The 26881-nt window shown below is 42.4% G+C and carries 20 protein-coding genes; 15 read left to right on the top strand and 5 right to left on the bottom strand.

The window, feature by feature from the left end; genetic code table 11:
- Positions 1–153 precede the first annotated feature (153 nt).
- Together KHB02_RS06940 and KHB02_RS06935 are read right to left on the bottom strand one after the other, a co-directional pair.
- Positions 154–1548, bottom strand: a complete 1395-nt coding sequence (locus KHB02_RS06940) for a hypothetical protein (protein WP_213141063.1) — start codon at positions 1546–1548, stop codon at positions 154–156.
- A gap of 168 nt (positions 1549–1716) precedes the next feature.
- On the bottom strand, positions 1717–2211 hold the full coding sequence (locus KHB02_RS06935) for an antibiotic biosynthesis monooxygenase family protein (protein WP_213141062.1): 495 nt from the start codon (positions 2209–2211) through the stop codon (positions 1717–1719).
- A 237-nt stretch (positions 2212–2448) separates the two neighbouring features.
- Here KHB02_RS06935 and hemE point away from each other — a divergent pair, with 237 nt between their 5' ends.
- The 9 genes from hemE (at position 2449) to KHB02_RS06890 (ending at position 14446) form a co-directional block, all read left to right on the top strand.
- On the top strand, positions 2449–3495 hold the full coding sequence (gene hemE / locus KHB02_RS06930) for a uroporphyrinogen decarboxylase (protein ID WP_213141061.1): 1047 nt from the start codon (positions 2449–2451) through the stop codon (positions 3493–3495).
- Positions 3496–3656: 161 nt separating this feature from the next.
- On the top strand, positions 3657–4589 hold the full coding sequence (gene hemH, locus KHB02_RS06925) for a ferrochelatase (protein WP_213141060.1): 933 nt from the start codon (positions 3657–3659) through the stop codon (positions 4587–4589).
- Between the two features lie 36 nt (positions 4590–4625).
- A complete protein-coding gene (gene hemY / locus KHB02_RS06920; protein WP_213141059.1) occupies positions 4626–6053 on the top strand; it encodes a protoporphyrinogen oxidase in 1428 nt (475 codons plus the stop codon).
- A 311-nt stretch (positions 6054–6364) separates the two neighbouring features.
- Positions 6365–8599 (top strand): YhgE/Pip domain-containing protein, encoded by a 2235-nt coding sequence (locus KHB02_RS06915; protein ID WP_213141058.1) that lies wholly within the window; start codon positions 6365–6367, stop codon positions 8597–8599.
- Positions 8600–8715: 116 nt separating this feature from the next.
- Positions 8716–9450: an MBL fold metallo-hydrolase gene (locus tag KHB02_RS06910; RefSeq protein WP_213141057.1), complete on the top strand. Its 735-nt coding sequence runs from the start codon at positions 8716–8718 to the stop codon at positions 9448–9450.
- 17 nt (positions 9451–9467) lie between these two features.
- Positions 9468–10457: a lipoate--protein ligase gene (locus tag KHB02_RS06905; RefSeq protein WP_213141329.1), complete on the top strand. Its 990-nt coding sequence runs from the start codon at positions 9468–9470 to the stop codon at positions 10455–10457.
- Between the two features lie 166 nt (positions 10458–10623).
- Entirely contained in the window at positions 10624–12186 is a 1563-nt protein-coding gene (locus KHB02_RS06900; protein ID WP_213141056.1) for a fatty acid--CoA ligase family protein, read from the top strand.
- Between the two features lie 74 nt (positions 12187–12260).
- Entirely contained in the window at positions 12261–13037 is a 777-nt protein-coding gene (locus tag KHB02_RS06895) for an enoyl-CoA hydratase-related protein (RefSeq protein WP_213141055.1), read from the top strand.
- A 137-nt stretch (positions 13038–13174) separates the two neighbouring features.
- On the top strand, positions 13175–14446 hold the full coding sequence (locus tag KHB02_RS06890) for a M48 family metallopeptidase (protein WP_213141054.1): 1272 nt from the start codon (positions 13175–13177) through the stop codon (positions 14444–14446).
- Between the two features lie 93 nt (positions 14447–14539).
- On the opposite strand, the gene KHB02_RS06885 is transcribed toward KHB02_RS06890, so the two are convergent.
- Complete coding sequence (locus tag KHB02_RS06885) at positions 14540–14785, bottom strand: IDEAL domain-containing protein (RefSeq protein ID WP_338088268.1); 246 nt, start codon at positions 14783–14785, stop codon at positions 14540–14542.
- Between the two features lie 183 nt (positions 14786–14968).
- On the opposite strand from KHB02_RS06885, the gene KHB02_RS06880 reads away from it, so the two are divergent.
- Positions 14969–15511 (top strand): competence protein ComK, encoded by a 543-nt coding sequence (locus tag KHB02_RS06880; protein ID WP_241113755.1) that lies wholly within the window; start codon positions 14969–14971, stop codon positions 15509–15511.
- An 18-nt stretch (positions 15512–15529) separates the two neighbouring features.
- Here KHB02_RS06880 and KHB02_RS06875 read toward each other — a convergent pair whose 3' ends face one another.
- Positions 15530–15895 (bottom strand): YhjD family protein, encoded by a 366-nt coding sequence (locus KHB02_RS06875; protein ID WP_213141052.1) that lies wholly within the window; start codon positions 15893–15895, stop codon positions 15530–15532.
- Positions 15896–16163: 268 nt separating this feature from the next.
- On the opposite strand from KHB02_RS06875, the gene KHB02_RS06870 reads away from it, so the two are divergent.
- The 5 genes from KHB02_RS06870 to addA all read left to right on the top strand — a co-directional run bounded on the left by KHB02_RS06870 (position 16164) and on the right by addA (position 26446).
- Complete coding sequence (locus KHB02_RS06870; protein WP_213141051.1) at positions 16164–17105, top strand: LCP family protein; 942 nt, start codon at positions 16164–16166, stop codon at positions 17103–17105.
- 49 nt (positions 17106–17154) lie between these two features.
- Positions 17155–17808 (top strand): TVP38/TMEM64 family protein, encoded by a 654-nt coding sequence (locus KHB02_RS06865; protein WP_213141050.1) that lies wholly within the window; start codon positions 17155–17157, stop codon positions 17806–17808.
- Between the two features lies 1 nt (position 17809).
- Positions 17810–18364, top strand: a complete 555-nt coding sequence (gene lepB / locus KHB02_RS06860) for a signal peptidase I (RefSeq protein ID WP_213141049.1) — start codon at positions 17810–17812, stop codon at positions 18362–18364.
- Positions 18365–19179: 815 nt separating this feature from the next.
- Positions 19180–22677, top strand: coding sequence for a helicase-exonuclease AddAB subunit AddB (gene addB, locus KHB02_RS06855; RefSeq protein ID WP_213141327.1), 3498 nt, complete (start codon positions 19180–19182; stop codon positions 22675–22677).
- Complete coding sequence (addA, locus tag KHB02_RS06850; protein ID WP_213141048.1) at positions 22670–26446, top strand: helicase-exonuclease AddAB subunit AddA; 3777 nt, start codon at positions 22670–22672, stop codon at positions 26444–26446. Before addB ends, addA begins: the two co-directional genes overlap by 8 nt.
- Positions 26447–26493: 47 nt before the next feature.
- Here addA and KHB02_RS06845 read toward each other — a convergent pair whose 3' ends face one another.
- Positions 26494–26712 (bottom strand): spore germination protein, encoded by a 219-nt coding sequence (locus KHB02_RS06845; protein WP_213141047.1) that lies wholly within the window; start codon positions 26710–26712, stop codon positions 26494–26496.
- Between the last annotated feature and the right edge of the window lie 169 nt (positions 26713–26881).

The following is a 26881-nucleotide window of genomic DNA, read 5'->3' as shown; positions in this document are numbered from 1 at the left end:
AAGTGCAACTACGCCTCATGAACCGCCCTTAGGGCTCGCCAATCGACGAGTTTTCCTTAGAAATAAATAGCCTCTTTTTCATACTATTTTAACATTTATATAAGATATGGAACAAATAGAAGAGGCTGAAGATTTTCAGCCCCATTTAGATAGTTAGATTAGAAACATTGCCGCTATCGTGGTCACCACAAGGCCGATCACGACCGGAACGAGATTTCGCCGTGCAAGTTCGAAGGGGTCAACATTACAAATTGCCGCCGCCGGGATGAGGGCCCAAGGGACAAGGGTTCCACCGCCAACCCAGATGGCGGCGATTTGACCCAGCGCAGTCAGGGTAGCCGCCCCTTTTCCAATCGCGACGGCAAAAAGAGCAGCAACTGAACCTGCTAGTGAGATACCGGAAAATCCTGAGCCGTCCAGTCCGGTAATGGCACCAACAGCAGTCAGAGTAACGGCTCCAACCGCCTTGCTTAACGGAACGATGTTAGCAAGTGCCAGACCTAGGTCGTTGACTATTCCATGAGAGGCTTTCGGCAGATATTCTCCGATGATTTTCGTAAAGCCGGCATCTCCCAAGTAGAAGAAAGCGGCAATTGGAATGACTGGACCAAAGACTTTAAAACCAAATTGGAAGCCCTCAATCAAGTAACTTGTTGTTTTTTCAAGACCTTCATTTTTGAAACTTGTCAATGAGATTAATAGAAGAATTAAAATCGAGGTTCCGCCAATCAAAGCTGTCGCATCTCCACCGGTTAAATCAAGGATTGTCATCGCAGCAACGTCAGCGGCAAATAATAAAGGAACTATTATGGCAAAGAATCGTTTCTGGGAGAGAGAAAGCAGCCCCTGCTGTGTGGTTTCAGCTTCAGAAGCGGAGATAATCGATGTATCGGCCTTTAGAATTCCCCGCTTCATGTCACGGCGCAGGAAGTAAAAGGCCGCAATCGTTGTCACAATACCCATGATAAATACTAAAGGAATGCTGGCATCAATGACATCTTGGATGGGTATCCCGGCGGCATCAGATGTTAGTTTCGGTGCAGCCTGAATGACAAAATCACCCGATAAAGCAATTCCGTGCCCGAATAGGTTCATGGCCATGGCAACGCCCAAAGCAGGGAGCCCAGCCCTAATGGCAACAGGAAGAAGGACGGCACCGAGCAAAGCTACCGCGGGTGAAGGCCAAAAGAACCAGGAGATGACCATCATTAAAATTCCGATTGTCCAGTATGCTAATGCCGGGTTGCGAATCAGCTTCCGGAAAGGCGAAATCATCACATCATTGATCCCTGTTGTGGTTAACGTATGGCTCATCGCAACAATGATGGAGATGACAAGGATCGTGGACAATAATTCTGTTATCGCATATGCAAAACTATTAAAAATGCTGCTTATCGCATGACTTAAACTGCCTGTGGCGATAAGACCAATTAAGAAAATACCGGCAATGCAGACAATTGTCGTGTCTCGTCTCATGACCATAAAACCAATAATCAGTGCAATAAAGACGACATATATCCAATGAAGAGCAGTAAGCTCCACGAGCATAAAATTAACCTCCTTTCTTTCATCCATGGACTTTTGTAATAGGTATCCGCCCGGCTGGATGTAATACAGAATATGAATTTGCTTAAAAGAGGTGAGCGGGAGGAAAAACAAAATTTTAACCGTGGAAAGGAAAAAGGAATGGCTAGATTCTCCATTCCTTTTGAAAAATTAATCTTCAATTGTGTAGCTGCTGATATAGGGTGCACTTTCGAATATGTTTGGAAGATCGTCATTCTCGGGATTGTTTTTATCCCCTTCAAGAAATGAATTCGTGACATGCCAATCTTCAAAAGATTTTTCATCGGTCCACACAATCATAATTATATATGTATTTGAAGCCAAGGGGCGGAGCCCGCGAAGGGCGATTAAACCAGGTGTGCCTTCCAGTTTCCTGCTCTGATTTTTTAGGTGATGTTCAAATATGGGGTGTCCTTCAGGTGTAACGGGAATATTTTTCATCACAACAAACCCTTCGCCACTCATTTCCCCGATTGATTCAAAGACTTCATATTTCCTTGGTTCATTAAAAACGGTTTTTCCGGCAGTTTCATGGAATAATAATGCTCCATTTGCACTGCTCATCATCATAATTTTTTCAGCGGGATATTTCGCTTTAATCGTTTTTAAAAAATCGAGTGTTCCGCTGGTAATATATACGGTCATTTTTCAAATCCCCCTTAAGCTAATCTTAAGTAATAGCTTATGCAAAAACTATTTTCTTATTTAAACTCATTTTCAAACGTAAAAATCGACTTTTTTTTGACAAAAGTAATCGTTTGCTATGCAGAGGAGGAAATTATCGATATAGTGAAGACAACTGTGTATGAAAGAAAGTTTTTAAAATCTTGTTCTATATATTAAAATGGTAAACAGAATGTCTTGAAAGGTGGACTTATTTTTATGGCAAAGCCTATTAATGAAACATTTTTAAAAGCAGCTCGGGGAGAGAAGACGGATTATGTTCCAGTTTGGTACATGCGCCAGGCAGGACGTTCACAGCCGGAGTACCGGGAAATTAAAGAAAAATACTCTCTATTTGAAATTACTCATCAGCCGGAATTGTGTGCATATGTCACCCGCCTGCCTGTTGACCAATATAATGTTGATGCCGCGATTTTGTACAAGGATATCATGACACCGCTTCCGGCCATCGGGATGAACGTGGAAATCAAAGGCGGCATCGGTCCGGTCATTGACAATCCAATTCGTTCCCTTGCGGATGTGGAAAGACTAGGGGAATTGCATCCTGAAGAAGATATTCCTTATGTGATCGATACGATTAAATTATTGACAGAGGAACAATTATCCGTGCCTTTAATCGGATTTTCCGGTGCCCCATTTACGCTTGCTAGTTATATGATCGAGGGCGGCCCTTCGAAAAATTATAATAAGACAAAAGCGTTTATGTACGCTGAGCCGAAGGCCTGGTTTGCGTTGATGGATAAACTAGGCGATATGGTCATTACATACGTAAAAGCGCAAATCAAAGCCGGAGCACGCGCTATTCAAATTTTTGATTCATGGGTTGGCGCTGTAAATGTGGAGGATTACCGTTATTTTATTAAACCAGTCATGAACCGGATTTTTTCTTCATTAAGAGAAGAGAATGTTCCATTAATCATGTTCGGTGTCGGCGCAAGCCACCTGGCATTGGAATGGAATGACCTGCCGCTGGATGTTGTCGGTCTTGATTGGCGTCTGCCAATCCGCCAAGCACGGGAAATGGGGATTCAGAAAACAGTCCAGGGAAATCTTGACCCAGCGATCCTTTTGGCTCCATGGGAAGTAATTGAAGAGAGGGCAAAAGCCATTTTAGATCAGGGAATGGAGCAAGGCGGATATATCTTTAATTTAGGCCACGGGGTATTCCCGTCTGTTAATCCGGAAAACCTGAAAAAACTTACGGCTTTTGTTCATGAATATTCAGCGGCGAAAAACGGCAGATAACCTGTTGAATTAAGCTTTTTATTGGTATTAAGAGCAGATTTTTGGCAAAATAAAAGAGCTATTAAAAAGGGCCATAAGGGATGTCAGGTTGAGACTGCACAAGCCTTGTGGCCCTATCCCTAATAAAAGGAATACGGAAAATTACATAAGAGGTGCAAACGATGACGAAAAAGAAAATGGGCTTGCTGGTGATGGCATACGGTACCCCCTACAATGCAGACGACCTGGAAAGATACTATACCCATATCCGGCATGGGAGAAAACCAACTCCGGAAATGATTGAGGACCTACGTAATCGCTATGAAGCGATTGGCGGGATTTCTCCTTTGGCAAAAATCACCCTTGAACAAGGTCAAAAGCTAGAAGCATATTTAAATAAAATTCAAGATGAAGTCGAATTTAAAATGTATCTTGGCTTAAAGCATATTGAGCCGTTTATTGAAGATGCCGTTAAACAGATGCATGAGGGCGGCATAAAAGAGGCAGTAAGTATCGTGCTTGCCCCGCATTTTTCAACTTTTAGCGTAAAATCCTATAATGGCAGAGCGGTTGAAGAGGCAGAAAAATTAGGCGGACTTACGATAAAAACGATTGAAAGCTGGTATCAGGAACCAAAGTTTATTTCTTACTGGGCGGATAAACTCAAACAAACTTTTGAACAAATGCCTGAAGAAGAAAAGGATCATGCGGTGCTGATCGTTTCGGCTCACAGTCTGCCGGAAAAAATTCTTCAGTTTGGGGATCCATATCCAAAACAGCTGCAAGAAACTGCGGATTTAATTGCTGCTGAAGCAGGAGTAAAGAATTATGTGATTGGCTGGCAAAGCGCAGGAAATACGCCGGAGCCATGGTTAGGACCTGATGTTCAAGATTTAACGAGAGATTTATATCATAACCATCACTATAAGGCATTCGTCTATGCACCAGTTGGATTTGTTTCGGACCATCTTGAGGTTCTATATGATAATGATTATGAATGTAACGCTGTTACCCGTGAATTGGGCGTGAGCTACTATCGACCGGAAATGCCTAATGCAAAGGAAGAATTCATTGATACATTGTCAACCGTCATCTTAAAGAAGTTAGCGGATTAGGAACTTGGAAATTCAATTTGAAGAAGGTGACGTCAGGTGGCAGAAGAAGAACAGAAGGTAATTATTATTGGTGGGGGAGCTGCCGGTTTGACCGCAGCCTATTATCTTCAAAAAGAAGTAAAGGAGAAAAATCTCCCGCTGGAGATCCAACTTATTGAAGCCTCGCACCGACTCGGCGGAAAAATGCAGACTGTTGTAAGAGACGGTTTCACCATTGAAAGAGGTCCGGATTCCTTCTTGGCCAGAAAAACGAGTATCATCCGGCTGGCGAAGGAAGTTGGGATGGACGATCAATTAGTACCAAACTCAACGGGGAAATCCTATGTTTTGGTGAATGAAAAGCTCCATTCCATGCCGGGCGGCTCAATCATGGGAATCCCGACCGAAGTGGGGCCATTTATGACAACGGGGTTATTTTCCATTCCAGGGAAGCTGAGAGCAGCGGCCGATTTAATATTGCCCCGCTCTGAAAGCGGAAAAGACCAAGCATTAGGTCATTTTTTTAGAAGGCGGTTGGGCGATGAAGTGGTCGAGAACTTAATTGAACCGCTGCTTTCAGGAATTTACGCAGGCGATATCGATCAAATGAGTTTGATGGCCACCTTTCCGCAATTTTATGAGGTGGAACAGAAGCACCGCAGCCTGATATTGGGGATGAAAAAATCAACTCCGGCGCAGCCAAAACAGCAGGGTGATAAAGGGAAATCAAAAAAAGGCGGATTCCTCACCTTTAAAACAGGCTTGCAATCGTTTGCTGAAGCGATTGAAGCAAAATTAGATGCCAGCTCGGTTTTAAAAGGGCATCGGGTGGAGAACATCGCTCGGGTAAATAATAAATATGAGGTTTATCTGAACAATGGGGAATGCCTGACAGCCGATAGTATTATTGCTGCCACCCCTCACAAAATAACGCAGGCGATGTTTTCGGATTATCGTTTTTTTGAACCTTTGAAACATGTTCCCTCGACTTCCGTTGCCACAGTTGCCTTGGCCTTCCCGGAAGAGGCCATAAATGAGGACATAGATGGGACTGGCTTTGTCGTTTCTAGAAACAGTGATTATACAATAACGGCCTGTACCTGGACACATAAAAAATGGGAGCATTCTACGCCGGAGGGAAAAGTTTTGCTCCGCTGTTATGTAGGCAGGGCGGGGGATGAAACGGTAGTCGATCTGTCCGATGACCAAATCGTTAAAATCGTCCTTGATGACTTAAACAAAATCATGCAAATTAATATGAGTCCTGATTTTGCCGTCATTTCCCGCTGGAAAAACTCGATGCCTCAATATACGGTCGGGCATAAACAGCGGCTCAATTCCATTCTGGAGGCTATGAAACAAGAACTGCCGGGCGTGTTTTTAGCTGGAGCATCCTACGGCGGTGTCGGCGTCCCGGATTGTATCGACCAAGGAGAAGCAGCCGTTAAAAATGTACTAGAATATTTAAATAACAAAGGAAGCTGAACTTAAAATCAGCTTCTTTTTTTTTAGCTAATATGGAAATATAAATTTTCACAAATTTATACTTTCCTAACGCATAAATTCAACTACGTCTCTGTCTTCGTCCTATCGGACTCGCCAATCGACGAGTTTTCATTTATTTTTCTTGTCAACAAATTAAAATGGTAGTATACTCATTAAGTGATTAATGACTGAAACGTTCATTTGGTCACTTTACGAGTCATTTTTTTAGGATTGTCTGCTGGATAGTCCTTCTTTTTAGAACACAAATGACCGAATGAACAAATTAGTCAATATTAGAGAGGAGGATAAGGTTGAAACCAAACCTATTAAAGGCTGAACTATCAACTATTCTTAAAAATAGAAAAATCTTAATCCCGATCATTGCGGTTATGCTGGTCCCGGTGTTATATGCTGGAATGTTCCTTTGGGCATTTTGGGATCCATACGCCAAACTGGATCATTTGCCTGTTGCCATAGTCAATGAAGATAAAGGGGCAACACTTGACGGAGAAAAGCTGAAGCTTGGCAATGACCTAGTGCGAAAACTAGAGAAAAGCAAGGAGTTTGGCTTTGAATCGGTTGGCAAAAGTGAGGGTTATAAAAAGCTCAAAGAACAAAAATATTATATGCTGATTGAAATTCCGAATGATTTTTCGGAAAATGCGACCACATTAATGGACGACCAACCGAAAAAACTAACATTAACCTATGTCCCAAACGAAGGCTATAACTTCTTATCAGCCCAAATTGGCGGAACGGCCGCAGAAAAAATAAAAACCGCAGTTTCTGAAAAGGTAACGGAAACGTATGCTGAGACTATTTTTTCTAAAATAACCGATCTTGCTGATGGAGTTGAAAAAGCAAGCGATGGTGCGGGCCAATTGAGCGACGGTTCTAAAGAATTAACTCAAGGCTCGAAAGGCCTCTATGCAGGGCTAGCAACACTTGCTGAAAAATCGATTGAATTTGATAATGGCATGAAAACGGCGGATGCCGGATCGGCTAAGCTTGCTGATGGCTCATCTAAGCTTAGCGCCGGTCTGTCTGAGGTGGATTCCAATCTTCCAAAGCTTGTGGCCGGAACAAAGGAGGCCTATGCGGGTGCAGCGCAATTGAAACAGGAGCTCCCTGCTGGAATTGCGAAAGAAATCAATAACCAATTGAGCGGCAGTGTTGTGGAATTAAATAATGGGATAAATAGTTTTGAATCCCAGTTATCCACGTCATTAATTGAACAAATGGCTGACCAGACTGCTGAACAAATTTATCAACAAAAGCAAGCCATGAATCAAATAGCTCAAAGCCTGATCTCAAGTGGGAAATTTACTCCGGCTGAAATGCAAAGCATGATGGGGCCAATTATTGAAAATCAAACAAAGGCGCTTGTTGCCAGCGGTATCCCAGAACAGTATGCACAGCAGATTATTCAAGCGGAATCAAAGGAACAAATCAAGGCTATAGTAAAGCCGATTGTATCTGCCAAGCTGACCTCCAATTTGGGTGCAGGGTTTGATACGTTTAAAACAGAGTTGACTGGTAAGCTTTCAGGAGCAACGTCAGGCCTTGAAGAAAAAATCGCCAGCCAGACAAACCCATACTTTGATCAATTGTTATCAGGTTTAGGAACGATCAACCAAGGGCAGCAGGCCTTACAGGCAGGGGTCCATCAATTATATTTAGGCTCTAATGAGGTAAACGGCGGTGCGGGCAGTCTCTCAACTGGGATGAAGCAATTAACCGCAGGTGCCGATGCCATCACTACTGGTGCCGGACAGTTGGCAGATGGCTCGGAGCAGTTAAAAGATGGAGCAGGAAAACTGTCTGATGGTGCCAAGGAGTTGGCGGATAAATTGAAAGAGGGTTCCGATGAGGCTGCAAAGGTTCACACAGACAACAAAACCTATGATATGATGGCAAAACCGGTCAAACTGGATAAGGAAAGTTTAAATACTGTACCAAACTATGGAACAGGGTTTGCGCCATACTTCCTATCATTAGGATTATTTGTTGGTGCTCTATTATTATCGATTGTCTTCCCGATTAGAGATGCTGCCATCCGACCGGTAAACGGTTTTAATTGGTTTGCCAGCAAATTTGCCATTATGGCAGGAATCGGAATAATCCAGGCATTGATTGCTGATGCAATCCTTCTGTTTGGATTAAACCTTGAAGTTCAAAGCATGCCAAAGTTTATTTTGTTTTCCATAATTACAAGCTTAACTTTTATTGCGTTAATCCAATTGCTTGTTTCAGTACTTGCAGATGCCGGGCGGTTTATCGCGATTATCATTTTGATTTTCCAATTAACAACAAGTGCAGGAACATTCCCGCTTGAATTGATTCCGAATTTCTTGCAGCATTTTAATGCCTTCCTGCCGATGACCTATTCGGTGCAGGGCTTTAAAGCGGTGATTTCAAGCGGTGATTTCAGCTTTATGTGGGAAAATGCCCTCATTTTATTTGGCTTTATTGTTGGCTTCAGCGTATTGTCAATTGCCAACTATGCGATGAGGATGAAGCATCAATTTAAAGCAGCACATGAATAAACTTGAAAGACCAGCCTTCAACATTGATACGGCTGGTCTTTTCGTGTATGAATATAGTAAAGAGCTGCTGATAATGTACATATTAAAAATGAACTGGAATTTTGGAGGGATTTATCATGAAATTGACGGTCATCGGGTTTTGGGGCGGCTATCCGAAAAAGGATGCAGCAAGCTCAGGCTATTTACTTGAACATGAAGGGTTTCGGCTGCTAGTCGATTGCGGCAGCGGAGTTCTTGCGAAACTGCCAAATATCGTTGAGCCTGAGGAGCTTGATGCGGTTATTCTTTCCCATTACCACCCTGATCATATTGCCGATATCGGTGTCCTGCAGCATGCGAGGCTGATCCAAGGCTTTTTGGGAAAACAATTTCCGACCCTGCCAATCTATGGGCACCATTTTGATCAGCATGAATTTACAAAATTAACCTATAAAACAATTACGAAAGGAATTGCCTATGAACCAAATCAGGTCCTGTCTATCGGTCCGTTTCAAGTAAGCTTTTTAAAAACAGACCATCCTGTGCCTTGCTATGCGATGAGATTTGAGGCGGGTGGCAAGTCATTGGTTTATACAGGGGATAGCGCCTTTAAAGAGGAGTTTATTCAGTTTAGCAGCAGTGCAGACGTGTTGTTATGCGAGTGCAACTTTTACGGGCATCAAAACGGCAAATCAGCGGGACATATGAACAGTGTAGAGGCTGGCCGGTTTGCCCGTGAGGCAGGTGTAAAGCAATTAATTCTCACTCACCTGCCGCATTACGGGAATGTAAGTGATTTAGTTCATGAGGCATCAGGTGAATTTACTGGTATAATAAAACTTGCAGAAGAATTTCAGACTATTCAACTTTAAAGGGGGATTTGGTGAGTATGCTGTTTATTGATAATAAAGGGATTACTGATCCGCGCATTAACCTGGCGATTGAGGAGTATGCATTAAAGAATCTTGATATTAATGAGACGTATTTATTATTTTACATAAATGAGCCATCCATCATCATTGGAAAAAATCAAAATACGATTGAAGAAATTAATACTGAATATGTGGAAAAGAACGGCATCCATGTGGTCCGCCGATTATCAGGCGGCGGGGCGGTTTATCATGATTTGGGGAATTTAAACTTTAGTTTCATCACGAAGGATGACGGTGAAAGTTTTCATAATTTCCGTAAATTTACTGAACCGGTGATAGAGGCCTTAAGAAAGTTAGGAGTAAATGCCGAGCTAAGCGGCCGTAATGACATCGAAGTAGACGGGCGGAAGATTTCTGGAAATGCCCAATTTTCGACAAAGGGGAGAATGTTCAGCCATGGAACACTGCTTTTGAATTCTGAAATGGAAAACGTTGTATCTGCCTTAAAGGTGAAGAAAGATAAGATTGAATCCAAAGGAATCAAATCAGTCCGCGGCCGGGTTGCTAACATTTCTGAATTTTTATCAGAAAAAATAAGCATCGAGGAATTCCGCTCCTTGCTCCTTAAATATATTTTTGAAGGACAGGAAGATGTTCCTGAGTATGTGTTAACGGAAGAAGATTGGCAAAACATCAATCAGCTTTCCAAAGAAAGATATCAAAACTGGGATTGGAATTACGGAAAGTCTCCAAAATTCAATTTACAGCACTCGCACAGGTTCCCGGTTGGTTCCATTGATGTCCGGCTTGAAGTGAACAAAGGAATCATCGAGAATTGCAAAATTTATGGTGACTTTTTTGGTGTGGGCGATGTCAGTGAAATAGAACAGCGGCTTAGTGGGATTCGTTATGAAAAAAGCGAAATGGAAAGTGCGCTGGAAGATGTGGATACAACGTATTATTTTGGAAATGTTTCCAAAGAGGATTTTATTAACTTAATATACTAATTTTTGGATGCAGGAAGCGTTTGTATTAAAACGCTTCCTATTTTTATTTTTTTCTGAAATTTTTAAGTATTATACTTGTATAGATAAATTTCTAGCAATATAATATATTTAGAAAATTGTTACGAATTTGTGAATGAGCATTCATTCATTTGAGGGGAGAGAGAATATGAATCTATCGACACAGCTTCATGAAACTGCCAAGGCTTCAGCCACGAAAATTGCTTACCACTTTATGGGCAAATCCAGTACATATGCCGAACTGGATGGGGCGATTACCAAGTTTGCTTCAGGCCTTGAGAAATTGGGGGTAAAACAAGGGGACCATATCGCACTATTGCTGGGGAATTCCCCGCATTTTGTCATTGGGTTGTATGGGGCACTCCGCCTAGGGGCAACAGTTATTCCGGTCAATCCGATTTATACCGCTGATGAGATCGGTTATATCCTGAAAAATGGCGATGTAAAAGTGGTTGTCGGCCTTGATCTGATGATTCCATTAGCAGAAAAAGTTCATACCATGCTTCCGAAAGTGAGCCACTATATTATTTGCGAAACAGAGCAAAAGGGATTGGCACAGCCTGGTGTTGAGGGATTTACCGTGTATCCTAAAATGAAATCGTTTACAGATGTGGTGGCATCCGGTGAATTAAGTTTCCAGGGTCCTGAACTTCATGACGATGATACTGCCATTATCCTTTATACTTCAGGTACAACGGGTAAGCCAAAAGGCGCGATGCTGACACATAAAAATCTGTATAGCAATGCCAGTGATGTCGGCACTTATTTGAAAATGAATGATGCCGACCGTGTGATTACAACCTTGCCAATGTTCCACGTCTTTTGCTTAACGGTTGCTTTGAATGCACCGCTGTTAAAAGGAGCAACTCTATTGATTGCCCCAAAATTTAGCCCGAAGGATATTTTTCAACTTGCGAAAGAATATCAGGCGACGGTTTTTGCAGGTGTACCAACTATGTATAATTTCTTATTTCAATATCCGGAAGGAAGCCCTGAGGACTTAAGTTCATTACGTCTTTGCATTTCCGGCGGTGCCGCGATGCCTGTTGCCCTATTAGAAAACTTCGAAAAGAAATTTGATGTGCTCATTTCTGAAGGCTATGGTCTTTCGGAGGCCTCTCCGGTTACCTGCTTTAACCCGCTTGATCGTCCACGCAAGGCAGGTTCGATCGGACCTTCCATCGTTAATGTGGAAAACAAAGTCGTGAATGAACTTGGCGAAGAGGTTCCTGTCGGCGAGGTTGGCGAACTGATTGTCCGTGGTCCAAACGTAATGAAGGGCTATTATAAAATGCCGGAGGAAACGGCAGCGAGCATTAAAGACGGCTGGCTTCATACGGGAGATATGGCAAGAATGGATGAAGAGGGCTATTTTTATATTGTTGACCGCAAAAAGGATATGATTATCGTTGGCGGCTACAATGTATACCCACGTGAGGTAGAAGAAGTCATCTATAATCATTCTGATGTTGTTGAAGTTGCGGTGCTTGGTGTTCCGGATCTGAACCAAGGAGAAGCGGTACAGGCATATGTCGTAAGTAAAAGGGCAGATCTTACGGAAGAAGAGATGATTAGCTACTGCAAGGAGCATCTTGCCAAGTATAAAGTTCCTTCTTCAGTTGTCTTTCTAGAGGAACTTCCAAAGAATACGACCGGTAAAATTTTAAGACGCGCTTTAAAGACACAGGTAGCGCAGACTGTTGGGAACTAAAATTTTTTAATGAAAAAGGCAGGCTTTTAGCTTGCCTTTTTCGAATTTATAAAGGCGAAAGGGGTGCAGGATCAATGAAGGCCATTTTACTTGAGGTTGCCAGCCACATAGCGGTTGTTACGATCAATCGCGCTGATGCACTGAATGCCTTTAACCATGAAACTTTAATGGAATTGCAGAATACGGTTGAGGAAATACGCGTCAATCCGGATATACGGGCTGTTATTTTTACTGGTGCAGGGGAGAAGGCATTCAGTGTCGGTGCCGATTTAAAAGAGCGCAAAAGCCTGACGGATGAACAGGTGAAGCGTAATCTGTTTAAAATCAACGAATGTTTTAATGCGATTGACCAGCTGCCGCAGCCGACGATTGCAGCGATCAATGGATTTGCCTTTGGCGGAGGGATGGAGCTTGCTTTGGCTTGCGATTTTCGGTTTGCCGCAAGCGGTGCCTTGATGGGGCTGACAGAAACGAGTCTTGCCATCATTCCGGGGGCAGGGGGAACACAGCGGCTGCCGCGCTTGATTGGGCAGGCGAAGGCATTGGAGCTTATTTTAACTGCTAGAAGGCTAACGGCAGAAGAAGCCTTTAGCTATGGCATTTTAACAAGAGTGGTAGAAGGTAATGGGCTATTGGATGAAAGTCGTGCATTCTGCTCACAAATCCTTGCTAATGGTCCAGTGGCCTTACAGCAGGCGAAATTTGCGGTTAAACAAGGGATGAATACTGATTTGAACACCGGGCTGCAAATTGAGCGCAAGGCATATGAGGTGACACTCCCGACAGAAGACAGAATTGAGGCACTTCAGGCATTTGGAGAGAAAAGAAAACCGGTTTTTAAGGGGAAATAAGCTAGTTTTTCAAATTCGGTCACGTAGATATTTCTGCGTGACCGAAACTATTTTAGAAGAAAAAAAACATGAAGTTCTATTTCCCGCATTTTAAACTAAACTAAATATAGAGGGTTGTACACAAAGGGGGACAAATCATGGCGAGAAAAATGGGGGTCTATGCAGTTTTGGCCTTTGTTTTATATGGCTTATTTTTTTACTGGTACTTATTCCAGTTTGCCGACCCGAAGCTTCCGTTTGAATATGAAGGAACAAAGGCGGATCCGGCTACTTTTTTAAATGGAAGAGAACTTAGCTTGAGTGAGGAATATTCGAAAATTAGAAATCTACTGTTTTTCCTATCTACTCCGCTGGAATGGCTGATTTACTTTCTGATTTTATTATTTGGCTTGTCGAAGGCATTCAAACGCTGGGCTGAGGACTCGGTGAAACATAAACTGCTGCACACCCCAGTCTACCTATTCTGGTTATCCTTGTTTGCCTTTATTGCGGTACTGCCATTAAGCTATATCAGCTTTTCCTTATCAAAAACGTATCATATTTCAACGCAATCCTTTCCTTCTTGGATGAAGGACGAACTGATTGATTTTTGGCTTAATTATGCAACATGGCTCATTATTGTTCCTGTCTTATACTGGCTTATGAGAAAAAGCCAAAAACGATGGTGGCTTTACGGCTGGCTGTTATCGGTTCCGTTCACTCTATTTATGATGTTTATTCAGCCTGTCATTATCGATCCGTTATATAATGACTTTTATCCTTTGAAAGACAAAGCATTAGAAACCAAAATCCTGACATTGGCTGATAAGGCCCATATCCCTGCGGAGCATGTCTTTGAGGTGAATATGGCGGAAAAAACAAATGCCATGAATGCCTACGTCGCTGGGATTGGCTCCAATGCCCGGATTGTCCTCTGGGATACTACCTTAAATAAACTCTCAGATGAGCAAATTTTATTTATCATGGCTCACGAGATGGGGCATTATGTGGAGAAGCATATATATTGGGGAATTGCTGGCTACCTGCTGCTATCGCTTCTCGGGTTGTATGTAACCTACCGGATGATGAATTGGGCGGTTGACCGCTTTGGAAAAGAACTGAAAATTTCCGACACAAAGGATATACGGTCGCTCCCGTTATTTTACATGATTATCTCAATGCTGCTATTTGCTTCAAGCCCGCTGTCAAATCTCGTCTCCCGCTATCAGGAAACAAGGGCTGACACCTATGCAATTGAGATGACGAAAAATCCGGATGCCGCCATCACATCATTTCAAGAGTTGACACGCAACGGCTTAAGTCAAGTCAATCCGCCAATGCTGGTGAAAATTTTCCGCTACACCCACCCGCCAATGCTGGACCGAATTTCCAAACTGGAAGAATATGAGGTCAAGCATCGAACAGAATAAAATTTTATTAAAAAAAGCTGAGGATCATTGATCTTCAGCTTTTTTCGCTTGCCAAAAAGAAAAACCGTCAATGACGGTTTAATGTGAAAATATTCAAGTTCCAAACTTCTTATTGATTTCCCTAAGCTGGCCCGATAACAGGATGAACAACTTTTTGTCCCGACGATCAATAGCCGAGTCAATTTTCCGCAGCAATTTTTCCTTTTCAACCGTAAGCTGGATTTCCGATAAAAGCATGTCGATGTAGAGGTCCTGGACGAAATTCTCTTTCCTTTGGTTCCGTTTCATAGCAGCAACTTTCATTAAGTCCGTGTAGGATTTTTCATTCAAGAAAATCACCTCTGATGCTTTTTTTTATTATATGGAGTTTTTAGAATATTATCAATAGTATTTATAATTTTCGTAAAACTTTTTCCTTGACAGGATTTGTGAATAATTTAGTAACAATTCAGAAAAGTAAATGCTTTGGGAAATAAAAGTGTTAAGATATGGTGGAAGTCATATGAATAGGAGTTGACGAGTTTGAAAAAACAAATTGAAGAGTATGAGATTAATTCATGTACCATGTTTTTAGCACCTATGGAATATGGAAGTAAAGTATACACAAAGATTATTGAGGTGGATGATGAATTTATTTCACCTTTTAAACCATTAGACATCATCAAAAAAAGCTGCGACTATTTTGGCGTCGATTATGAAAGCAGAAAGAAGGGGACTAGACAACTAATTGGATATTCCCGTAAGATTCCTATTGCCATTGAGCCTGCAAACCATATATTCTTTTTTCCAACCACATCACCGAGCCGCCCCGAATGTATTTGGATTTCACATGAGCACGTTGAGAATTACCGTCGTCTAGGGCCTCATCAAACTCAAGTTACTTTCCAAAATAAACAAACGCATCTTTTTTCAGTTTCATTTGGGACTATTGAAGGACAAATGTTAAGAACGGCCTTATTAAAAACAAAGCTCCTCCAAAGAATCGAAGGTAATAAAAAAATGACTTACCTATTTAATGCTCCAAAGCCTATTAAAGCCTCTGAACATTCACATGATTATAAATAAAAATGACTTTGTGGCGGGTTAACGGGACAGGTGTTTTTTTAATAAGTAGGTTTCCATTAATTCTTGGACCTTATTGCGGATGCGCGGATTAAAATAATTATGATGCTCTTCATAACCTTTATAGATAAACATGTACATGGTAAAGGCATCGTCCCGTTTGGTTTCACTAACCTGAAGCTTATTCTTTTTCATATATTGCTTTACCTCGGCTAATTCCCCCTGAATAGCCTTCATCGTTACTTCGATTAACTCCAAATATGGTTTTTTCAATTTAAATGGACTCTTCTCCACCACATTCAAATCCCTATTTAAGATCGTTAAAACCATTGGTAAATAAATGGCTTTTTCCATAATATCACGGTCATTCTCCGGAATTCGCGTCATAATAAGATCTCACCCTTCATTTTATACGAACCTACGTTCCTGTTTTTATTTTACAAAAAAGAAAACATAAATGCAATACTGCTGCCACGCTTCTAGCTTTGCTCTAGGTGAGCTTTTTAATTGAAATATTCGACAAATTCATGAGAAAGTTTTTATTAATAGAAGGATATCTGATAGGGGAAAATGAATTAAAGAAGAAACGAAGGATAGAAAAAAACAGTCATATATAGTGGTGAAACCCAAAAATACATAGATTAAGGTGATAAACATGCGAGCTGATAAACATCGAAATAAGAAAAGGAGAAGATGGAAATCCGTATTATTGGTGTTATTACTTTTAATTGGGGCCGGAGCGGCTTACTCCTATTTTCAATATAAACAGGGTGTCAATCAATCATTAAAAAAAATTGATAATGAAACGAAAGAGCAAAAGGTAGTGTATAAATTTGATGGACAGAAGGATCAGTATGGCGACACAAATGTTCTGATGCTCGGAAGCGATTCGCGCGGGGAAGAAAAAGCTCGCTCAGATACCATCATGATTGCCCATTACAACGAGGACAAAGGGACTTTTAAACTTACCTCGATTATGCGCGACAGCTATGTGGCCATCCCTGGGCATGGCAAGCATAAAATAAATTCTGCTTTCGCCATTGGCGGTCCGGAGTTAATAAGGCAAACGATTAAGCAGAATTTTGATATTGATTTGCAGTATTATGCGATTGTTGATTTCCAAGGGTTTGTCCAGCTGATTGATGAAGCGTTCCCACATGGGGTAGAAATCGATGTGGAGAAGAAAATGTCGGCATATGTTGATCCACCGCTGCAGCCCGGGCTGCAAAAGTTGAATGGCCAGCAGATGTTAAGTTATGTCCGCTTCCGTCATGATGCCATTGGTGATTTTGGGCGGGTCGAGCGGCAGCAGAAGGCAGTACAGGCCATTGGTGACCAATTAAGTGCGATTCAAACCCTTCCAAAACTGCCAAAGCTAATAGGTGTGGTGGCTCCTTACGTTAATACAAATATGAAAACATCGGATATCCTCTTTATGGGGAAAGACTTCTTCGCCGATAAAAGGGGAAGTGTCGAAACATTACGGATCCCTGTTGATAACAGTTTTGAAGAGACGCGGGTTAAAGGGGAGGGCGCCATTTTGGATATAAATCTTGCAAAAAATAAAGAGGCGCTTCACCAATTTATTACAAAATAATACTTGTCTAGGATATAAAATAGAATTAGAAGCGGGTAGGAGAACACGGATGGATTTTGAAACATTTAAAGCTTGGTTTACACTCGAAAATATCATGAACCTTATTCAGGACTATAAGGCCCTTGGGCCTTTGCCTGGAATTCTGTTGACGATACTTGAAGCCTTCCTGCCGTTTCTCCCATTATTTTTATTTGTGATGGCCAATGCTAGTGCTTTTGGGCTCTGGCTGGGATTTCTGTATTCCTGGCTGGGTGCCTGCATTGGCGCGCTGCTAGTCTTTTCATTCATCAGAAAATATGGGCAAAAACGATTGCTTGCCTTTTTGCCGAGGCACCAGAAAGTCCGAAGGCTGATGGACTGGGTGGAACGGCATGGGTTTGGCCCGTTGTTTTTGCTGCTTTGTTTTCCCTTTACACCATCTGCAGTGGTTAATATTGTGGCTGGGCTTTCGAAGCTAAGCTTTGCCCAGTATATGCTTGCAGTATGCATTGGAAAAATGGTGATGATTTTTACCATTAGTTTCATTGGATATGATATTCGCTCCTTGGTTACTCAGCCGTTTCGGACGATTATTGTTTTTATTATCATTTTTATTCTTTGGTTCGCTGGAAGAAGAATTGAAGCAAGACTAAACAAACATGAAAAAAATGGACATGTGGAGGAGAAGCACCAGGAGAAAGGACTAAAAAAACGGAGGGGATAAAGTGAGGAGTGAATGGAGACAGGAAGGAATCGAATGGGTTAAGGCTTTTGCAATCGGTATTATTATTTTCGTTTTTATTCGAACATTTTTTTTCTCGAATTACGTAGTTGAAGGTGAATCGATGATGCCCACTCTCCAGAATGGGAATAAACTTGTTGTTAACAAGCTGGGCTTTCAAACAGGCGAACTGGAAAGATTCGATGTTATTGTTTTTCATGCTAATGAAAAAGAGGATTTTGTCAAACGGATTATCGGCCTTCCCGGCGACAAAATTGAATATCGGGATGACCAATTATTTATTAATGGCCATAAATATGAAGAACCTTTTTTAAAGAAATATAAACAAGAGGCACTTGGTATGAAATTGACAGGTGATTTCAGTTTAAAAGAGATTACCGGTGAAGATAAGGTCCCTGAGGGGAAATTATTTGTCCTTGGCGATAATCGTTTGGGAAGCTGGGACAGCAGACACTTTGGATTCATTTCAGAAAGCCAGGTGGTCGGTAAAGTTGACCTGCGGTACTGGCCGTTGGATGAAGTGGGCGTTCATTTTTAAATAGTTAGTTGGAAAGCACGATGGTAAAACATTGATCGATTGTCGAGATATTTTTCTCGGCAATTTTTTGTGTTTCGATATTTTTGATTGTCCCTGCTAATGGGCCTGTTGATTTCCGCTCCGGGCACTTGCTTTCCGCGGGGAGGTCCTGAAGCCTCCTCGGCGCTAAAAGCGCCTGCGGGGTCTCCAGTGACCTCTATATCCCGCAGGAGTCGAGTGCCCTCCGCTCCAATCAACAGGGAGGCAAATCAACTAAAGTATTGCACACACTTTGTCGAACCTTGCAAAGTGTTTCCCCTTTATGAAAGACGTTTCTCTTGGATTCCTTCGCTTTTGTCCTTCATCGACTTTATGAAGGACATTTCCTCGTAGATTCCATCAATTTTGTCCTTCATTGGTCTTCTGGCAAGAAAATACTTGTTTCATCTTGTAAAGTTGAAGTTTTAATTTAATACACCTGTTGATTGGCGCGGAAGGCACGAAGACTCCTGCGGGAGTACGGGGCAGGGGAGACCCCGCAGGCGCCAGAGGCGCTGAGGAGGCTCCCCGGCACGCCCGCGGAAAGCGAAGTGCCTCCTCCTAAAAGCTAACGCTTTCAGTCGTGCGATGCCTATGCTGCCGAAGCTTTCCTTGTGGAGCGCCAATCAACAGACCCCTTCGACAGCCTAACACTTGTAAACTATCGTATTTTTTGCCATCTAAAGCTTAGTTTTACCATTTTTGGCTTTAATCTATCACTGGCTATTGCAAACGTTTGTGCTTCTTTTATGATAAAATGGAGGATACGTAAAGTTGGAGAGGATGGAGGGGAATACATGTCATTAAGAATGGTAATCGGGCGGTCAGGAACCGGCAAAACGGCCATGTTTTTTAATGAAATTACCAGCAGCCTTTCGGAGAACCCTGAAGGAAAGCCGATTATATATATTGTTCCTGAGCAAATGACCTTCATGTCTGAATATCGTTTAGCAACAGACCCTAATATTGGTGGGATGATTCGGGCCCAGGTATTTAGTTTTCCGCGCTTGGCATGGAGAATCCTGCAGGAAACAGGCGGGATCAGCCGGATGCATTTAAGCACTGTCGGCATGAGTATGCTAATCCGTAAAATCATCGATGAAAAGAAGGAACAGCTGAAACTGTTCAATCGGGCAGCAGATAAAAACGGTTTTATTCAGCAGGTAGAGCAAATGATTACGGAGCTTAGGCGGTATTGTGTCAGCCCTCAGGATCTTGCCCTAGGTTCATTCCGGATGGAAGCGGAAGGTTCTTCGGCTTCAAAATCCCTGCAGGATAAATTGAGTGATGTGGAACTGATTTATCAAAGGGTTGAGGATGAAATCTTCGGTAAATATTTGGATTCCGAGGATTATTTTCGACTGCTTTCCGAGAAAATTTCCTCCTCCCACTATTTAAGAGATGCGGAAATTTATATTGATGGTTTTTACAGCTTTTCTCCCCAGGAATATCAAGTGATAGCGGAGTTAATGAAGCGATGCAGGAGAGTTTCGGTTGCATTGACAACTGATTCCATTAAGGTTGATTTCGGACCGGATGAACTAGACCTGTTTCGTGCTTCGAGCGAGGCTTGTTTTACAATCAATGAGATAGCAAAAATCGAAGGGATAACAATCGAGCAGCCTGTTATTCTTAAAGGATCAAAAAAATGGTCTGGGAGCGTTTTAAGTTACCTGGAGGAACATTTCGATGCCAGGCCTGCTGCGCCATATCATGAAAAAGCAAATTTATACCTATTCCAAGCGGCAAACAGAAGGGCTGAAATTGAAGGAATTGCCCGTGAGATTCGTGATTTAGTCCGATTAAAAGGATATCGCTGGCGTGATATTGCTCTATTGGTTCGAAACGGCGGGGAATATCATGAACTAGTGGAACCCGTGTTTACCGACCATCAAATTCCCTTTTTTATTGATCAAAAACGGACGATGCAAAGCCATCCGCTTGTTGAATTGATTCGTTCTACGCTTGAAGTCATCAATTCTTATTGGCGCTATGACCCGGTCTTTAGGGTAATAAAAACAGAGCTAATCTATCCGCTTCAGGAAAACCCCGTGAAAATGCGTGAACGAATGGATCGGCTGGAAAACTATTGTTTAGCTTACGGAATAAATGGAAGCAGCTGGACGAAAAAGGATCGCTGGACTTATCGACGTTACCAAGGACTAGATGTAGAGCGAAATGTTCAAACAGATGCTGAAAGAAACATGGAACAAGAACTGAATGAGCTGAAGCTTATGATAACAGCTCCTATTCTTCGGCTGTCGAGAAGATTGAAAAAGTCAGATTCAGGCAAAAAGTTTTGTGAGGCTATTTATTTGTTTTTAGAAGAATTAGATGTTCCGGCTAAGCTTGAGAAATGGAAGATAGCTGCGGAAGAAAAGGGGAATCTGGTAAAGGCACGGGAGCATGAGCAGGTTTGGAATGCCGTCATCGATCTCCTTGACCAGTATGTGGAAGTTTTGGGTGAGGAGCCTGTTTCCTTAAAATCATTTGCAGCTATTTTGGAGGCAGGTTTTGAATCCATGCATTTCTCCCTAATTCCGCCGGCCCTTGACCAGGTTTTAGTCGGTGATTTGGAGAAATCGCGGCTGAATGATGTCAAAATTGTCTTTGTTGTTGGCGTGAATGAAGGTGTTCTGCCGGCGAAAATCGCTGACGAGGGGATTCTTTCAGACGAGGATCGGGAGCTGCTTGCAGCCGGCGGCATAACAGTTGCGCCAAGCAGCAGAATACGCTTGCTGGATGAAAACTTTATTGCCTATAAAGCCTTTACCGCCCCAACAGATATGCTTTATATCAGTTATCCGCTTGCAAATGATGAAGGAAAAGCGCTAATTCCTTCTTCGTATATTAAGAGAATAAAAGATATGTTTCCGGAGGTTATTGAACGGCTGCTGCTTGTCGACCCTTCACAGGTTTCAGAAGAAGAGCAGCTGAACTTTGTGTCTAATACTGGTGCTACGCTTTCATACCTTAATGCCCAGCTTCAATTGAAAAAGCGGCATTATGGGATTCCCGACCTTTGGTGGGATGTTTATAACTTTTATATGGATGGCCAGTGGAAAGACAGGGCGCAAAAGGTATTTTCCAGTCTTTTTTATGCCAATCAAACTGTAAAATTAGCTAGTGAAACAGCTGATAACCTGTATGGGGAAACGATTCAGGCCAGCGTTTCAAGAATGGAGCTTTACAACTCGTGCGCCTTTTCCCATTTTGCTCAACATGGGCTGAGGCTAAAGGAACGGCAAATTTTCCGCCTTGAAGCCCCGGATATTGGGGAGCTGTTTCATGCGGCCTTAAAGCAAATTGCAGACACAGTTACTGAACAAAATTTATCATGGGCAAGCTTATCGAGAAAACAATGTGAGGAGCTTTCGAAAGATGCGGTTAAAAGCCTGGCACCTAAGCTGCAAAACCAAATCTTATTAAGCTCGGAGCGCCATCATTATATTAAACGAAAGCTGGAGCAGATTATTACCCGGGCTTCCGTGGTTTTGAGCGAGCATGCGAAGGTAAGCGGCTTTTCGCCAATTGGCTTGGAACTCGGCTTTGGCCGGAATGAGAAGCTTCCTCCTTTATCGTTCACATTAAAAAATGGCAAACGGATGGAGCTTGCAGGAAGAATTGATCGGGTTGATCAGGCTAAAGCCGAAGACAACAGCATCTTTTTGCGGGTCATTGATTATAAGTCGAGCGAAAAGGATGTCAATTTAACTGAAGTCTATTATGGACTTGCCCTTCAGATGCTAACCTATCTTGATATTGTTATGACCCATTCAAATGAATTAGTCGAGATGAAGGCAAGCCCGGCAGGTGTGCTCTATTTCCACGTGCATAACCCGTTTGTCCAGTCGACGAAAATGCTGACCATAGACGAGATTGAAAAGGAAATCATGAAAAAGTTTAAAATGAATGGATTAATGCTTGGCGATCAGCAGGTCATCCAACTCATGGATCAAACGCTTGAATCAGGTGACTCGCAGATTATCGCTGCCGGAATCAAGAAGGATGGACAATTATCAAAAAAATCAAAGGTTGCGAGTTTACAAGATTTTGAGGATCTAAAGGTTTATGTTCGCAATTTATATCAGAAAACAGGAAATGACATCATGGAAGGCCGTACCGATATTGCGCCATATAAGTTAAAGGACAAAACACCATGTACTTTCTGCGCCTTTAAATCTGTCTGTCATTTTGATGAATCGATTGAAAATAATCATTATCGTATTCTTTTCCCGCGTGCCAAGGATGAGGTACTCGAGTTAATCAGGAAGGAGCTGCATGAGAATGAGTAAAATCGTTATTCCTAAAAAGCCTGAAGGCGTAACCTGGACGGATGACCAATGGAAAGCCATTCAGGCGCGTGATAAGGACATTCTTGTTGCGGCTGCAGCGGGTTCGGGTAAGACGGCAGTGCTGGTTGAAAGAATAATCCAAAAAATCCTAGCTGAAGAAGCCCCCATCAATGTCGATGAATTACTCGTGGTTACATTTACGAATGCCTCCGCGGCGGAAATGCGTCATCGAATCGGAGAGGCATTGGAAAAAGCAATTGACAATGACCCGGCTTCAAGGCATTTAAGAAAGCAGCTCAGCCTGTTGAATAAAGCATCCATATCAACACTGCATTCTTTTTGTATGGAGGTCATTCGCAAATATTATTATCTGATCGATGTCGACCCTGGTTTCCGAATTGCGGATGTCACAGAAGCTCAGCTGCTCCGGGATGAAGTGTTGGATGAATTGTTTGAAGAGGAATATGGGAAAGAGAATAATGAGGCATTTTTTAGATTAGTAGACTCCTTTACAAGCGACCGCAGTGATGCCGCCTTAATGGAAATTGTGCTGTCCATTTACGATTTTGCCCGGGCAAATCCTTCACCGCAAGGTTATTTGCAGTCACTTGTGGATATGTATGACGTTTCTGCTGTAAAAAATATCGAGGAGCTGCCCTTCGTGGAGTTACTTCTCTTTGATATTGAGCTTCAATTAGAGGCTGCCAGGGATATGATTTTAAAAGCTTTAGAAATTGCCAAGCTGCCGGGTGGTCCGGCTCCCAGAGCGGAAAATTTTCTCGAGGACCTGCAGCTCATTGACTCTTTGATGCTGGCAAAACAGGAATCCTGGACTGTTCTCTATGACGCTATGCAAGCATGGTCATTTTCAAGAGCGAAACAAGTCAAAGGGGACTCTTTTGATAAAGAATTGACGGAAAAGGCTCAAAAGCTTCGGGATAAAGCGAAGAAAAAGCTTCAAGATTTGAAGGATGAACTTTTTTCCCGAAAGCCTGATAGCTTTTTACGGGATATGGATGAAATGAAGCCGCTTATTCAAACAATCGTCAGTCTTGTAAAAGAATTTTCTGTTCGCTTTGAAAGTGTAAAAAAGGATAAAGGGCTTGTCGATTATGCGGATTTGGAGCACTATTGCCTTGATATATTGACAGGTGAAATTACAGTAGAAGGGGTTTTTCATCCTTCAGAGGCAGGACTTGCCTACCGGCGTCATTTTAAAGAGGTGTATGTGGATGAGTATCAAGACACCAACATGGTTCAAGAAACGATTTTAAAGCTTATCGCTAAAGAGGACGAGGCCGAAGGCAATTTATTTATGGTCGGGGATGTAAAGCAATCCATCTATCGCTTTCGGTTAGCAGAACCCAACCTGTTTCTTTCAAAATATAATCGATTTCGGCTCGATGGGGAAGCTTCGGGATTAAGAATTGATTTAGCCCGCAATTTCCGCAGCCGTAAGGAAGTCCTTGATGCGACAAACTATATTTTCAAACAAATCATGGGTGTAAAGGTTGGGGAAATTGAATACGATGAAGCTGCTGAATTGAAAAAAGGAGCTCCCTATCCTGAGGAAGAGCCATTTCCTGCTGAGCTGATTCTGATTGACCAAAATCGCGATACTGATGGACCAGAATCGGCAGGGGGGATTGATGATGATGCTCAGCCTGCTGAATTCGATCAGAGCGATCTTGAACAATCACAGCTGGAAGCCCGGACGATCGCGGTCAAAATAAAGGAATTAGTGGAAAATAGAGCTCAAGTGTATAATCCAAAAACGAAGTCAGGCCGGCCGGTTATGTATCGGGATATCGTCATTCTTCTTCGTTCCATGACATGGGCTCCACAGATAATGGAGGAATTCAAGCAACAAGGGATACCAATTTATGCTAACCTGTCAACTGGTTATTTCGAGGCTTCAGAAGTGGCCATTATGATGTCACTGCTGCGAATCATTGATAACCCGTTTCAAGATATTCCATTAGCGTCAGTGTTGCGGTCGCCGATTGTGGGCTTGAACGAGGAAGAGCTGGCGCAAATCCGATTATGCAGAAAAACGGGATCATTTTGGGAGGCTGTTCATTCTTTTTGTATGAGTAAACCCGCTGAACACTCTGAATCCTTTTATGAAAAAGTTCGGCACTTCTATGATTTATTGAAGGAATGGCGCCCTGTGGCGCGGCAGGGCTCGCTTTCAGAGCTTATATGGCAGCTATACCGCGATACCCATTTTTATGACTTTGTCGGCGGCCTGCCGGGAGGAAAGCAGCGTCAGGCTAACCTTAGAGCTTTATATGACAGGGCGCGGGCCTATGAAAAAACATCCTTTCGCGGTCTATTCCGCTTTTTACGCTTTATTGAGCGCATGATGGAGCGAGGCGATGATCTTGGGGCTGCAAGAGCACTTGGGGAGCAGGAGGATGTTGTCAGGGTCATGACCATCCACAGCAGTAAAGGACTGGAATTTCCAGTAGTTTTCATGGCGGGAATGGCCCGAAGCTTTAACATGGCGGATATACGCAATCCATATTTACTTGATAAAGAATATGGGTTTGCATCTAAATATGTTAATCCGGAAAAGCGAATCTCCTATCCGTCTCTGCCGCAAATTGCCTTTAAGCGTAAAAAGAAAATGGAGATGCTGGCTGAAGAAATGCGTGTATTATATGTGGCCATGACAAGGGCAAAGGAAAAGCTGTATTTGACAGCCACACTAAAAGATGCCAGCAAGAAAATCGATCAGTGGAACGACTCCGCTAATCATCTGGATTGGCTGCTGAAGGACTTTGAACGGGCTTCTGCCTCAAGCTATATAGACTGGATCGGGCCGGCTATAGTCCGTCACCAGGACAGTGGAGTATTAAAGGCTGTAGGTGCGGCAAATGACCTGGTTCCTGAGGAAATTACCCAGCATCCTTCCTCCTGGAAAATAGCCATTGTGCATGCAGATGAAATTCAAAACCAAGTAATCGCTCAGGAGAAAGAAGAAAACCACTATTTAGATTTAGTCATGTCAGGGAAAAAAGTTCCCCAGTCCTCTGCACTCTCTGATGAGATTGCAGCCAGACTTTCATGGGTATATCTGTATCCAGAGGCTTCTGTTCATCGCTCAAAGCAATCGGTTTCGGAGATTAAACGCTTCTCGGAACTTAAGGATGAGCAAAGCGGTACAGACCTTGTCCGCCGAATGAAGAAACCGATTCTGAAGCGGCCGAGGTTTATGCAGGAAAAATCGATTACACCTGCGGAACGCGGGACAGCCATGCACATGGTCATGCAGCATCTTGATTTGACTAAACCTGTTCAAGCGGAAAATATTACTGAAAAGATTTACTGGATGGTTAATAATGAATTATTAACACTTGAACAGGCAGAAGTAATTCCAGTTGAGTTAATTGTTCAATTCTTTCAAACGGAATTGGGAAGAAGATATTTTCAAGCAGCTGCGATCCATCGAGAAGTTCCCTTTACGCTTGCCTTGCCGGCAGGGGAGGTTTACCCTGATTGGAAGAATGAAGAAGAATCCGTCTTTGTCCAAGGAATCATCGACTGCATTCTCGAGGATGAAAGGGGTCTTGTCCTCATCGATTATAAATCAGATGGAATTACCGATAGGTTTAAAGGCGGGTTTGAACAGGCAAAACCAATTCTTGAAGAAAGATACAAAGTGCAAATTAATTTATATACAAAAGCAATCGAACAAATTTGGAAAAGAAATGTAAGCGAGAGATATTTATTTTTCTTTGATGGTGCCCATATTTTAAGGCTTTAATAAAAATAAAAAATGACATAAACCTAATTTGAAGGTTTATGTCATTTTTAGTTGTTCCCGACAATCGGCTGGTCAAGCAGCTTTGTATCAACCACATTGGTCCCGCTAAGGCCATTATTGGCTATCACAATTCCACCAGTATTAAACCCACCAGAACCCGCGGCTGTTTTCGAGACAGCTTTTGGCGAAATATATACGGTATCTCCAAATTGCACGATTCCGTCGCTAACATTTATAATACTAACTGGTCCTATAATTGCCGGCATCTTAAAACATCCTTTGTAAATTGACTAAATTGACTTAAAGTCAGAATAGGGTTTTAACGCAAATCTGTCATTTTTAATTGTTCCCAACAATTGGCTGGTCAAGCAGCTTTGTGTCAACCACATTGGTCCCGCTAAGGCCATTATTGGCAATCACAACTCCACCAGTATT

Source organism: Neobacillus citreus, from assembly GCF_018343545.2.
Taxonomy (GTDB): Bacteria; Bacillota; Bacilli; order Bacillales; family Cytobacillaceae; genus Neobacillus; species Neobacillus citreus.
The sequence above is the reverse complement of the archived record's forward strand: the minus strand, read 5'-3'. Positions and strand labels throughout refer to the sequence as shown.

Bases quoted from the DNA above. Each gene is read 5' to 3' on its own strand.
- addB (WP_213141327.1), top strand. From the start codon at position 19,180: ATGTCATTAAGAATGGTAATCGGGCGGTCAGGAACCGGCAAAACGGCC.
- KHB02_RS06875 (WP_213141052.1), bottom strand. From the start codon at position 15,895: ATGACGCGAATTCCGGAGAATGACCGTGATATTATGGAAAAAGCCATT.
- hemH (WP_213141060.1), top strand. From the start codon at position 3,657: ATGACGAAAAAGAAAATGGGCTTGCTGGTGATGGCATACGGTACCCCC.
- KHB02_RS06940 (WP_213141063.1), bottom strand. From the start codon at position 1,548: ATGCTCGTGGAGCTTACTGCTCTTCATTGGATATATGTCGTCTTTATT.
- KHB02_RS06865 (WP_213141050.1), top strand. From the start codon at position 17,155: ATGGATTTTGAAACATTTAAAGCTTGGTTTACACTCGAAAATATCATG.
- KHB02_RS06935 (WP_213141062.1), bottom strand. From the start codon at position 2,211: ATGACCGTATATATTACCAGCGGAACACTCGATTTTTTAAAAACGATT.
- KHB02_RS06905 (WP_213141329.1), top strand. From the start codon at position 9,468: ATGCTGTTTATTGATAATAAAGGGATTACTGATCCGCGCATTAACCTG.
- hemE (WP_213141061.1), top strand. From the start codon at position 2,449: ATGGCAAAGCCTATTAATGAAACATTTTTAAAAGCAGCTCGGGGAGAG.
- KHB02_RS06900 (WP_213141056.1), top strand. From the start codon at position 10,624: ATGAATCTATCGACACAGCTTCATGAAACTGCCAAGGCTTCAGCCACG.
- KHB02_RS06895 (WP_213141055.1), top strand. From the start codon at position 12,261: ATGAAGGCCATTTTACTTGAGGTTGCCAGCCACATAGCGGTTGTTACG.
- addA (WP_213141048.1), top strand. From the start codon at position 22,670: ATGAGTAAAATCGTTATTCCTAAAAAGCCTGAAGGCGTAACCTGGACG.
- KHB02_RS06845 (WP_213141047.1), bottom strand. From the start codon at position 26,712: ATGCCGGCAATTATAGGACCAGTTAGTATTATAAATGTTAGCGACGGA.
- KHB02_RS06910 (WP_213141057.1), top strand. From the start codon at position 8,716: ATGAAATTGACGGTCATCGGGTTTTGGGGCGGCTATCCGAAAAAGGAT.
- KHB02_RS06870 (WP_213141051.1), top strand. From the start codon at position 16,164: ATGCGAGCTGATAAACATCGAAATAAGAAAAGGAGAAGATGGAAATCC.
- KHB02_RS06890 (WP_213141054.1), top strand. From the start codon at position 13,175: ATGGCGAGAAAAATGGGGGTCTATGCAGTTTTGGCCTTTGTTTTATAT.